This window comes from Catellatospora chokoriensis (assembly GCF_011297315.1).
Classification (GTDB): domain Bacteria; phylum Actinomycetota; class Actinomycetes; order Mycobacteriales; family Micromonosporaceae; genus Catellatospora; species Catellatospora citrea.
On record NZ_JAAOTI010000003.1, the window covers coordinates 325,343 to 337,680 of the forward strand.

Sequence of the window (12,338 nt, forward strand, 5' to 3'; positions counted from 1 at the left end):
GCGGCGCGCGACGAGATCGCGGGCGCTCGGACGGGTGGACCACGCGGCGTTGCCAGCCAGTGTTAGTTAAGTTAACTTATAGACCGTGGACCATATTGGCTCTCATGAGTGCGGTCAAGCCGAACAGTCCGAATTGGCATGCCCGGCACGCGCACCCGAGCCCGTTTGACGCATTCGCGAACACCGATCTACGATGTGGCTCTTCGGCGAACCGCACGCGTATTCACCTGCCCGTCCGTCCCCCATCCGGGAGCACCCGCATGAGTCGCCGCCGAAGCATCCTGCCCGTCATCGTCGCCCTCGCCGCCCTGGTGCTGTCCACCTCGGTGGCCGCGCCGGCGTCCGCCGCACCCCGGTTCCGGGTGCTGGTCTTCTCCAAGATCACGAACTTCTACCACGACTCGATCCCCGCCGGCGTCGCCGCCGTGCAGCAGCTCGGCGCCGCGCACAACTTCGAGGTCGAGGCCACCACCGACGCCGCCGCGTTCACCGACGCCAACCTGGCCCGGTTCGACGCGCTCGTCTTCAACAACACCAACTCCACGCCCGCCTCCGGAGCCCTGCTCGACGCGTCGCAGCGGCTCGCCCTGCAGAACTTCATCCGCGGCGGCGGAGGCTGGGCCGGCCTGCACGCCGCGTCGGCCAGCGAGCGCGACTGGGCCTGGTACGACGGCCTGGTCGGCACGATCTTCGACTACCACCCGGACTTCACCGCGACCGGCGGGGTGTTCCCCGGCCGGATCAAGGTGCTGGACCGCGCGCACCCGTCCACCCGCAACCTTCCTGAGCTGTGGGAGCACAGCGAGGAGTGGTACAACTGGAAGACCAACCCGACCGGCCGGGTGCACACCCTCGCCCAGATCAAGGTCCGGGACGGCATCTCCGGCCTGGACGAGGGCGTCGACCACGCGTACTCGTGGTGCCAGAACTACGACGGCGGCCGGTCCTGGTTCACCGCCGGCGGGCACAGCATCTCGTCGTTCAGCAACACGCTGTTCCTGGAGCACCTGCGCTGGGGCATCGAGTGGGCCGCCGGCGCGGTCGCGGGCGACTGCAGCGCCACCCAGAACGGCCAGTTCCAGCGCGTGCCCCTGGTGGACGAGGATCTGGCCGACCCGTTCGAGCTGGCCGTCGCGCCCGACCGGCGTGTCTTCTACATCCAGCGCACCGGCGCGGTGAAGGTCGTCGACCAGGCCACCCTCGCCGTCACCACGCTGATCGACTTCGCCTACACGCCCGCCCAGACCAGCCAGTCCGACGGGCTGCTCGGCCTGACCCTCGACAACGGCTTCGCCACCAACAACTGGCTCTATCTGCTGTGGTCCGACAAGACCCTCAACCAGCTCAACCTGTCGCGGTTCACGGTCACCGGCGCGACGATCGCGCTCAGCTCGGAGAAGCGGCTGCTGACCATCCCGACGCTGCGCGGCGAGGCCCGCGCCAACTCCCACATGGGCGGCTCCATCGCCATGGGCCGGGACGGCAACCTCTACGCCGCGATCGGGGACAACACCGACCCGTTCGAGTCCAGCGGCTACACCCCGATCGACGAGCGGTCCGGGCGGCGGGCGTTCGACGCCCAGGGCACCTCGGGCAACACCAACGACCTGCGCGGCAAGATCCTGCGGATCCGGCCGCAGGCCGACGGCACCTACACCGTTCCGGCGGGCAACCTCTTCGCGCCGGGCACGGCCAAGACCAGGGCCGAGGTGTACGCGATGGGCTTTCGCAACCCGTTCCGGATCACCGTCGACCCGCTGTCGAACGCGGTCATGGTCGCCGACTACGGGCCTGACGCGACGGCTGCCAACGCCAACCGCGGGCCCGAGGGCACCGTCGAGTTCAACCAGGTGACCAGCGCCGGCAACTACGGCTGGCCGTACTGCATCGGCAACAACATCGCCTTCAACGACTACAACTTCGCGACCAGCACCTCGGGGGCGAAGTTCAACTGCGCGGCCCCGGTCAACAACTCCCCCAACAACACCGGCCTGACCAATCTGCCCGCCGCCCGCAGCGCTTTGGTCTGGTATGCCTACTCCGCCTCCGCCCAGTTCCCGGAGGTCGGCACGGGCGGCGGCGGCCCGATGAGCGGCCCCGTCTACGACTACGACCCGGCCAACCCGCGCATCTCGAAGTTCCCCGAGTACTTCGAGGGCAAGTGGATCGTGTACGAGCTGACCCGGCAGTGGTGGAAGACCCTCTCGCTGCACCAGACGGCGCAGACGTTCACCGACCCGCGCTTCGGACCCACCACGGTCGGCGGGCTGCAGTCCGTCAACGGCATCTTCGCGGGCATGAGCTGGATCCAGCCGTTCGAGGCCGAGTTCGGGCCCGACGGATCGCTGTACGTGATCGACTTCGGGGCCGGGTCCGGCAGCGGGCGCGGCGGCTCCAACGAGGGCGCGGGCATCTACCGGATCGACTACGTGGCCAGCGGAATGCCGCCCACCGCGAAGATCGCGGCGAGCCGGGACAACGGGCCCGCGCCGCTGGCAGTGACCTTCTCCAGCGCCGGATCGGTCGGGGCGACCGGCTACGCGTGGGACTTCGACGGCAACGGGACCGTCGACTCCACCGCCGCCAACCCGTCGTACACGTACACCGCCAAGGGCCGGTTCAGCGCCCGGCTCACCGTCACCGGCGCGGCCGGACTGACCGCGGTGGCCAGCACCGAGATCACCGTCGGCAACACCCGGCCGACGGTCACCATCAACGTGCCGCAGGGCGGCTTCTTCGAGTTCGGCGACCGCATCCCGTACACGGTCACGGTCACCGATCCGGAGGACACCGCCATCGACTGCAGCCGCGTGGTGGTGCAGACGCTGCTCGGCCACGACGCGCACGCCCACCCGCTGGACAACTACGTCGGCTGCTCCGGCACGCTGGTCACCGAGTCCGGCGGCGGCGACGGGCACGGACCGGGCACCAACCTGTTCACCCTGATCAGCGCCCAGTACACCGACGCGGGCGCGACCGGCGCGCCCGCCCTGGTCGGCTCCCTGCAGGTGGAGCTGCAGACCCGCAGCATGGAGGCCGAGCACTTCGACGCCTCCTCCGGCGTGAGCGTGCTCGACCGGGCGACCGCGCAGGCCGGACGGCGGCTCGGCGACATCGACAACGGGGACTGGATCAACATCGGGCCGGTCAACCTGCAGAACATCAGCGGCGTCGTGGTCGGGGCCAGCTCGGCGGGCACCGGCGGCACGATCGAGTTCCGCAGCGGCTCCCCCACCGGCGCGCTGCTGGGCACGGCGACCATCCCGGTCACCGGCAGCTACGACTCGGTGGTGTCGCCGACGGTCGCGCTGACCAACCCCGGCGGCACCTTCACGCTCTACCTCAGGTTCGTCAAGTCCGGGCAGACCGGCGACCCCGACATCATGGCCCTGGACTGGCTGCGCTTCAACGGCCGGGGCGTGAAGGCCGAGACCGGTGCGACGCTGTCGGTCACGGCCACGCCGACCGCCGGCACCGGCCCGCTGACCGTCGCCTTCAACAGCACGTCCACGGCCCCACCGGGACGCACCATCGTGGACCGCGAGTGGCGTTTCGGCGACAACACCGCCACGGTCCACGCCGCGTCGGCCAGCCACGTCTACACCCGCAAGGGCACCTACACCGCCTGGCTGACGCTGACCGACAGCGTCGGCGCCACCCACTCCAGCAGCGCGGTGATCACCGTGAACTGACCGGAGGCCGCCGGCGGCCTCTAGCACCACGAGGCCGCCGGCGGCAGGTCCGGCGCGGCGAGGTGATCACCGGCCGCGATCCGTCCGACAATGGCGACATGCGCCGCTGGCTGTTCGCCGACCAGCTCGGACCACACTTCCTCGACGAGCCCGACCAGCCGGTGCTGCTCATCGAGTCGAAGGCGGTGTTCCGCCGCCGCGCCTTCCACCGCCAGAAGGCGCACCTGGTCCTGTCCGCGCTGCGCCACCGCGCCGCCGAACTCGGCGACCAAGCCTTGCACCTGCGCACCGAGACCTACCGCGAGGCGCTGGCCCAGGTGCGTGAGCCACTCGACGCCTGCCATCCCACGTCCCGCGCCGCGCGCGGTCTGCTGCGCTCCGCCGGGGTCACCGTGCACGAGCCCCGCGGCTTCGTCACCTCCCCCGGCCAGTTCACCGCCTGGGCGCAGGGCCGGCGCAGCCTGCGGCTGGAGGACTTCTACCGCCATGTCCGGGTGCTGCACGACGTGCTCATGGACGGCGGCGCACCCGCCGGCGGCCGGTGGAACCTCGACGCCGACAACCGCGAGCCGCCCCCGGCCGACGGCAGGCTCGACGTGCCACCGCCGCCGATGCCCGTCGAGGACGACATCGACGCCCAGGTGCGCGCCGACCTCGACCGCTGGCAGGACGAAGGCGTCGTCTTCACCGGACGGGACGGCCCGCGCCTGTTCCCGGCCACCCACGCCGAAGCCGCCGCCCGGCTGCGGCACTTCGTCACGCACCGGCTGGCCGCGTTCGGCCCGTACGAGGACGCCATGCTCGCCGGTGACCCGTGGCTGGCCCACAGCATGCTGTCCGCCCCGCTCAACCTCGGCCTGCTCGACCCGATCGACGCCGTGCACCGGGCCGAAGCCGCCTACCGGGCCGGGCACGTCCCGCTGGCCGGCGCGGAAGGCTTCATCCGGCAGCTCATCGGCTGGCGCGACTACATCTGGCACCTGTACTGGCACCTCGGCGCGCGCTACCCGCACACCAACAGACTCGCCGCCCGCCGCCCGCTGCCCCGCTGGTTCGCCGACCTCGACGCCGACGCCGTGCAGGCCCACTGCCTGTCGGATGTGCTGGCCGGAGTGCGTGACCGCGGCTGGGTCCACCACATCCCGCGGCTGATGGTGCTGGGCAACTACGCCCTGCAGCGCGGCTGGCGACCGGCGGCGCTCGCCGACTGGTTCCACCGCAACTTCGTCGACGGGTACGAGTGGGTGATGACCGCCAACGTCGTCGGCATGAGCCAGTACGCCGACGCGGGCGCCATCACGACCAAGCCCTACGCGGCCGGCGGCGCCTACCTCAACCGGATGAGCGACTACTGCGGCTCCTGCCCGTACGACCCGCGCCGCCGGCTGGGCGACGACGCCTGCCCCTACACCGCCGGATACTGGGCGTTCCTGCACCGCAACCGGCAGCGCCTGCACGGCAACGTCCGGCTCGCCCAGCCGCTGCGCCAGCTCGACCGGTTGGCCGACCTCGACGCAGTCGTGGAGCAGGAACGCCACCGCGGCTCCCGCGCGCCCTGAACCGTCCTGCGTCAGTGGTTGCCCCCGCAGGCGCTGCACACCTTCGGGGTTCGACGCATCAGGCCCAGCTTCTCCAGGGTCCACTCGTCGGTGATCTTCTCATCCTCGGCCAGCAGCAGGATCCGGGTGAGCAGGCGCAGCGTCGCGCGGTCCCGGCCGTCCACGGTCGGGAACAGCGCCCGGTGCAGGGTGTCGCCGAAGACGTACGGCAGGTCGCAGGGCTGTCGCCGGGTGCCGACGGTGACCGCTTCCGTGCCGAGGTGCACCCGGTACACCGCGCGCGCGCCGTCGACCACGACGGTGTCGCCGTGCCGGGTGATCCGCTTGGTGTCGTCGCCGAGCGCCGCGCTCAGCAGCTCCGCGCGGGCCCGGGCCAGGCCCGACCGGTAGTCGTCGACACTGCGGCGGCCCGCCCAGGCGGCCTGGTCCAGGTCTCGTACGGCCTCGGAGAAGACGGCCGCCGGCACGCCATCGGCCGCGACGGGCCTGTCGCCGTCGCGGAACTCCAGCCGTGTGAAGCCGACATCGCCCGCGCCCCAGTATCCCGCCGCGGCGACGTGCAGCACGGCGGTCCGGGTGCCGAACGTCCGACTCGCGTACGGCTGTGCGCCGTCGTGCACCGTCCAGCCGCGGACCGCCAGTTCCCGGGACGCCGCGTCGCCGTCGATCACCCGGTCGGACAAGCGGGTCGCCTCTCCGGCGGCCTCCTGCGGTGTCGGGGCGTACCACTCGCGGAACAGCTGCGGCACGGGCTGGCACAGCCTGCGCCGGGCCGCCTCGGACTGCCAGCGGCCCAGCAGCCCGGCGGCGGCCAGCGCGGCCGGATGCGCCGCCGTGACCGGCCCGGTGGCGTCCACGTCGTCGAGCAGCCCGAACCGGCCGGCCGCGTCCTGCCACACCAGCAGCGGCAGCAGCGCCGCGCCGGCCGGGGTGGCGCGCAACCGGGCCAACTCCGCGGGCGGCAGCGGCCTGCCCGCGGTGACGAGGCGGTGCAGCATCGTGCGCAGCCGCGTGGTGTGGCCGCGCAGCAGTTCGTGCTGCTCGCGCAGGGGCGCGAGGCCCGGGTCCGCGCTCACGGCCGTGGGTGTCGACTTCAGCACCCGGGCGCCCTTCACCGTGACGATCGCCGGCTCGGAGCCGTCGAACCCGACCGTCGCCGTGTACGGCCCGACGGCCAGCGGCGGCGGCACCGGCGTGGGCCAGTCCGCCTCCCCGGCGGCGTCCAGCGCGGCGGCGTCGGCGTACCCGCCGACCTGGGCGAGGTGTTCCAGTGCCACGTTCACGGCGGCCTCGTGCTGGCGGCGGCGGTCCCCCACGGACAGCTCCATGCCGCGCCGGTGCACCTCACGCAGCGCCACCCAGCGGTCCATCACCGTCTCGCCGTCGGCCAGCGGCAGCATCCCGTACGCCGTGATGCCCACCGGCGAATCCTTGCCGACCCGGGTCATGATCGGGCGGCGGCGCAGGCCGAGTGCCGCCGCGACCACGTCGTTGCTCGCCAGCTTCAGCAGCCTGCCCAGATCGGCGTCGCGGGCCTCGGCGGCGGCGGTGAGGATCGCCGCGCGGTCGTTGCGCACCACCCGGTTGACCGCCTGCCCGGACTGGATCAGGCGCAGCAGCCGCTCGGCGCCCGCCAGGCCGAGCACCGGCAGCAGCGCCTGCGCGTCCCCGGCCCCGAGCCGCAGCGTGAACGCCTGCTCCTGCCGGGCGGCCGGCGCGTCGCGCAGCAGCTCGATCAGGTGGGCGCGCTCCGTGGCGGTCAGCTCGGCCGCGCCCAGGTGCCGGGCGACCCGCCAGTTGCCGGTGTAGTCCAGTGCCCACAACACGAACCGCAGCCCGCGCGGCCTGGGCCTGGTCAGCAGCCGGTCCTCGTTCACGTCCGGCGCGTTGACGAGCTGCCACATGTGCTCGTCCCAGGCGGGCCGGAACCTGTCGCCGGTGGCGGCGGAGGCGACCGGATCAGCGGGGCGGACCAGGTCGCGGAGCAGGTCCTCGTCAGCCACGACCCGCGCCACGATCTCGTCGTCCAGCTCGCCCGCCGCCTGCAGCGCGTCGAGCAGCAGCGCCCACGACGCGTCGTGGATCCGGCCGAACGGGGTGAGCGCGACGGCCCGCAGCACTCTGCGGTCACCGGCGTCGAGCGCGGCGTCGACCAGCGGGTCCAGCTGCTTCTCGGCAAAGGACCGCTCGTCCAGCAGCGCCGACAGCGCCTGCATCCGGGTCGAGGTCGGCCACGGCGCGTCGAGCACGTCGGCCGGGTCGGTCGGGTCGGTGAGCGGGAACGCCTCGTCGTAGAGCCGGGTCATCTCCTGCTCGTCGGCGTTCACCAGGGTGTCGCCGGCGAGCTGGCGCAGCAGGTGCCCGGCGGTGGTGCGCATGGCGTCGAGGTCTGCCGCGGCCGCCGCCTTGCGCGCCCGATGGATCAGCGCCATCAGCGCCAGCGCGCCGCCCGGGTGCTCGAACATCCTCGTCCTCCGCATGTCCACGACTGGTCGTCCTTGATCGACGAGCAGACCCTAGAACGTGCCTGCGACAGGCGGTCGGGCCGCCCGCCGATCACTGAGCGTCGGCGGGCACGACCGCTGGGGTCTGCTCGACGGGAACCGGGTCGCGCCGCATCGCGCGCACGACGAAACCGAGGGCGATCACCGAGTACATCGGATAGCCCACCTCGCGCACGTCGAGGGCGTCGCCGATGAACCACGTGGCCGGGTCGAGGCCGAAGTCGTAGTCGACGAGCGCGAACAGCAGCCACAGCGGCGCGTACGCGCGGTCGAGCGTCTCCCCCGGCTCGGCGTGGAATCCGGTCGACGGCATGAGCTGGACCAGCACCGCGACGTCGGCGACGGCGATCGCGCCGAGCACCCCCACGAGCCAGGCGGTACGGAGCAGTCCACGGCGCGCGAGCACCGCGGCGACGACGAGCACGACCGCCAGGCCCGCCAACCAGACCAGGCCCGCCTGCCACTTGCCGGAACTCTTGCCCCATTGCTGGATCGCGAACGCCACGGCCGGGACCAGTACGGCGAGGACCGCCGACCAGCCGCGCGCCCGCAGCGGCCCGGCGATCCGGTACGCCGCCACGGCCGCAAGCCCGGAGACGACCGCGGCCGCCAGCAGGTAGACGTAGTCCACGTCGGCGTGGTCGAACGCCCTGTCGCCGCCGAGGCCCCACAGGAGCACGACGGCGATCACGCCGACGGCCAACAGCGCCGTGGACACCACCGGGGTAAGGACGATGCGGGCGATCCTTCTGGGGTTCATGTCGGCCATGCCGCATCGTGCCACGTCCGCGCGGCGCGCGGTGTCCCGTGGTCCGGCCGAGCAGGGACGCCCCGGGCCTGGGTGTCCCGGGGCGAGCGTCACCGCAGGCAGAACTCGTTGCCGTCGGGGTCGGCCAGCGCCGTCCAGCCAGCCTCGCACTGACCGTGGTCGCGCCGGGTCGCGCCGAGCGAGATCAGGCGGTCGATCTCCGCCTCCCGGTCGCCGCCGGCGGGCGGGGTCAGGTCGAAGTGCAGCCGGTTCCGGCCCGTCTTCGCCTTCACCGGTGGGCCGCCCCAGGTCAGCTTCGTGCCGCCGTGCGGCGACTGGATCGCCGTCTCCTGGTCCTGGTCCCAGACCAGCGGCCACCCGAGCGCCGCGCTCCAGAAGTAGCCGACCGCCTGCGTGCCGTCGCAGGCCAGTGCCCCGATGACCCCGCAGCCGGCGAGGAAGTTGTTGCCGGGCTCGATGACGTCGAACTCGTTGCCGTCGGGGTCGCCGAGCACCACGTGCGCCGCGTCCGCGCCCTGGCCGATGTCGAGGCGCCGGCCGCCGAGCTCGAGCGCCCTGGCCACCCGCTGCTGCTGGTCTTCCGGACAGGTGCTCGTCAGATCGAAGTGCGCCTGGTTCTGGCCGGACTTGGGCTCGCCGGTCGGCACGAAGCGGATCCGGAATCCGGTGTCGTCGTCGGGCAGGATCGCGATGCCGTCGTGTGGATCGTCGGCCAGCTGCCGCTCCAGCACCCCCGACCAGAACCTCGCGAGAGCCGCGGGTTCGATCGCGTCGAAGCAGATCGCGTACAGATCACTGGCCATTGCCTGCTCATCTCCGTTCCACCCGGCCGGCGTCGCGCCGGCCGCCCGGTCGGCAGCCTATGGTGAGCCGGCCTCACCCGCAGCCGGGTTTCCGAGCCGGCCTGAGCAGCGTGTCCACCCGCGGGCGCCCTGCGCTGTGGCGTACAAATCTCGATAACGGGCTAATCCTGGGCCACACGCCCATAAACCTCGAAGTTAACTTGAATCGGTCCAGATCATGGCATATTGGGTGCGTGACGTCGGGCTTCGAGGCGCAGCTGCGGGCGGTCTCCCTGCGGGTGACCCAGCCCCGGCTGGCCGTGCTCGCCGTGCTGGGCGACCACCCGCACGTCGACACCGAAACCGTGATCGCTCTGGTGCGTGCCGACCATCCGGCGGTCTCCCACCAGACGGTGTACGACGTCCTGCGGGCGCTCACCGAAGCCGGCCTGGTCCGGCGCATCCAGCCGGCCGGTACGGTCGCCCGCTACGAGTCCCGCGTGGGCGACAACCACCACCACGTCGTGTGCCGCTCCTGCGGTGCCATCGCGGACGTCGACTGCGCGGTCGGCGCAGCCCCCTGTCTCACCGCCTCGGACGACCACGGCTTCGCGGTCGACGAGGCGGAGGTCGTCTACTGGGGCGTCTGCCCCGGCTGTGCGGCCGAACGTCAATCCCGTTGATCGGCCAGTTCGGAGGAAGCAGATGAGCGACACCCAGGACAACACGCCTGCGAACGCGCAGGGCGTGGCAGAGAAAGCGGCGGCCGGCTGCCCGGTCGCGCAGGATTCCGTGACCGCGCACGGCAGCGAGAGCGAGAACCCGGCGATCCCCTCGCCGACGGCGAAGACCGGCGGCCGTCCGCGCACCAACCGGGACTGGTGGCCCAACCAGCTCGACCTGTCGGTGCTGCACGCCCACTCGGCCAAGGGCAACCCGCTGAGCGACGACTTCAGCTACGCCAAGGAGTTCGGCAAACTCGACGTCCAGGCGCTGAGGCAGGACATCGTCGGAGTCCTCACCACCTCGCAGGAGTGGTGGCCGGCCGACTTCGGCCACTACGGCGGCCTGATGATCCGGCTGAGCTGGCACGCGGCGGGCACCTACCGCACCCACGACGGGCGCGGTGGCGCAGGCGACGGCGGCCAGCGCTTCGCCCCGCTCAACAGCTGGCCGGACAACGCCAACCTGGACAAGGCCCGCCGCCTGCTGTGGCCGGTCAAGCAGAAGTACGGCCAGCGGATCTCCTGGGCCGACCTGCTGGTGCTCGCCGGCAACGTCGCCCTGGAGTCGATGGGATTCAAGACGTTCGGCTTCGCCTTCGGCCGGGAGGACGTCTGGGAGCCCGAGGAGATCTTCTGGGGGCCCGAGGACGCGTGGCTAGGTGACGAGCGCTACGTCTCCGAGAAGGAGATGGCCGCCGGGGTCGGCGCGACCGAGATGGGCCTCATCTACGTCAACCCCGAGGGCCCCAACGGCAACGCGAACCCGGCCGCGGCGGCGCACTTCATCCGCGAGACCTTCGGGCGCATGGCGATGAACGACGAGGAGACCGTCGCGCTCATCGCCGGCGGCCACACCTTCGGCAAGACCCACGGGGCCGCCGTCGCGGCCGACCACGTGGGCCCGGAGCCCGAGGCCGCCCCGCTGGAGGCGCAGGGCCTGGGCTGGCTGAGCAGCAGCGGCACCGGCAAGGGCGCTGACACGATCACCAGCGGTCTGGAGGTGACGTGGACGGACCGGCCGACGCAGTGGAGCAACCGCTTCTTCGAGATCCTCTTCGGCTACGAGTGGGAGCTCACGACGAGCCCCGGCGGCGCGAAGCAGTGGGTCGCCAAGGACGCCGAGGAGATCATCCCCGACGCGCACGACACCACGAAGAAGCACAAGCCGACGATGCTCACGACCGACCTGTCGCTGCGGGTGGACCCGGCGTACGAGAAGATCTCGCGGCGCTTCCTGGCCAACCCCGACGAGTTCGCGCTCGCCTTCGCCAAGGCCTGGTACAAGCTGCTGCACCGGGACATGGGTCCGGTCAGCCGCTTCCTCGGGCCGTGGGTCCCGGAGGCCCAGCTCTGGCAGGACCCGGTGCCCGCCGCCGACGGCCGGCTGGTCAGCGATGCCGACGTCGCCGCGCTCAAGGCGAAGGCCCTGGACTCCGGACTGTCCATCGACCAGCTGGTGTCCACCGCGTGGGCCGCGGCCGCGAGCTTCCGGTACACCGACCGGCGCGGCGGCGCGAACGGCGGCCGGCTGCGCCTGGAGCCGCAGCGCAGCTGGGAGGTCAACCAGCCGCGGCAGCTCGCCACGGTCCTGCAGACCCTGGAGGGCGTCCAGCGGGAGTTCAACGCCGCGGGCGGCGCGCAGATCTCGCTGGCCGACCTGATCGTGCTGGCCGGCTCGGCGGCGGTGGAGAAGGCGGCCCGCGACGGCGGCGTCGAGGTGACGGTGCCGTTCCACCCGGGCCGCACCGACGCCGCCCAGGAGCAGACCGACGTCGAGTCCTTCGGCTTCCTCGAACCGCGTGCCGACGGGTTCCGCAACTACCTGCACGCCGGCGAGAAGCAGCTGCCGGAGGTGCTGCTCGTCGACCGCGCCTACATGCTCAACCTGACCGCGCCGGAGATGACCGTCCTGGTCGGCGGCCTGCGCTCGCTCGGGGCCAACACCGGCGGCACGAAGCACGGCGTGCTCACCGACCGCCCCGGCGTGCTCAGCAACGACTTCTTCGTCAACCTGCTCTCGCCCGGCGCCCGGTGGAAGGCCGCCGAATCCGGCGAGCACCTGTACGAGATCCGCGACGTGGCCACCGACCAGGTGAAGTGGACCGCCACCGCGGTCGACCTCATCTTCGGTTCCAACTCCCAGCTGCGGGCACTCTCGGAGGTGTACGCCAGCCAGGACGCCCGCGAGAAGTTCGTCAACGACTTCGTCGCGGCGTGGACCAAGGTCATGGACCTCGACCGGTTCGACCTGAACTGATCCTGTCCGCACCGGCGGGCCCGGACGATCCGTGGTGATCGACCGGGCCC

The 12,338-nt window shown here is 72.1% G+C and carries 7 protein-coding genes; 4 read left to right on the top strand and 3 right to left on the bottom strand.

Annotation, left to right across the window (positions count from 1 at the left end; all coding sequences use genetic code 11):
* The first annotated feature begins 260 nt into the window (after positions 1–260).
* Both HAV39_RS06470 and HAV39_RS06475 read left to right on the top strand, forming a co-directional pair.
* On the top strand, positions 261–3,692 hold the full coding sequence (locus tag HAV39_RS06470; protein ID WP_191838256.1) for a ThuA domain-containing protein: 3,432 nt from the start codon (positions 261–263) through the stop codon (positions 3,690–3,692).
* 98 nt (positions 3,693–3,790) lie between these two features.
* Positions 3,791–5,251 (top strand): cryptochrome/photolyase family protein, encoded by a 1,461-nt coding sequence (locus HAV39_RS06475; RefSeq protein ID WP_191838257.1) that lies wholly within the window; start codon positions 3,791–3,793, stop codon positions 5,249–5,251.
* Between the two features lie 11 nt (positions 5,252–5,262).
* Here HAV39_RS06475 and HAV39_RS06480 read toward each other — a convergent pair whose 3' ends face one another.
* The 3 genes from HAV39_RS06480 to HAV39_RS06490 all read right to left on the bottom strand — a co-directional run bounded on the left by HAV39_RS06480 (position 5,263) and on the right by HAV39_RS06490 (position 9,327).
* A complete protein-coding gene (locus HAV39_RS06480) occupies positions 5,263–7,716 on the bottom strand; it encodes a DUF4132 domain-containing protein (RefSeq protein ID WP_191838258.1) in 2,454 nt (817 codons plus the stop codon).
* Between the two features lie 91 nt (positions 7,717–7,807).
* Positions 7,808–8,515, bottom strand: a complete 708-nt coding sequence (locus HAV39_RS06485; protein ID WP_191838259.1) for a hypothetical protein — start codon at positions 8,513–8,515, stop codon at positions 7,808–7,810.
* Positions 8,516–8,613: 98 nt separating this feature from the next.
* The gene (locus HAV39_RS06490; RefSeq protein WP_191838260.1) at positions 8,614–9,327 is read right to left on the bottom strand and encodes a VOC family protein; all 714 of its coding nucleotides are present in this window, start codon (positions 9,325–9,327) and stop codon (positions 8,614–8,616) included.
* A gap of 233 nt (positions 9,328–9,560) precedes the next feature.
* Between HAV39_RS06490 and HAV39_RS06495 the strand changes: the two genes are divergently transcribed.
* On the top strand, positions 9,561–9,989 hold the full coding sequence (locus HAV39_RS06495; RefSeq protein ID WP_203736515.1) for a Fur family transcriptional regulator: 429 nt from the start codon (positions 9,561–9,563) through the stop codon (positions 9,987–9,989).
* 22 nt (positions 9,990–10,011) lie between these two features.
* Complete coding sequence (gene katG, locus HAV39_RS06500; RefSeq protein WP_191838262.1) at positions 10,012–12,288, top strand: catalase/peroxidase HPI; 2,277 nt, start codon at positions 10,012–10,014, stop codon at positions 12,286–12,288.
* Positions 12,289–12,338: the final 50 nt, after the last annotated feature.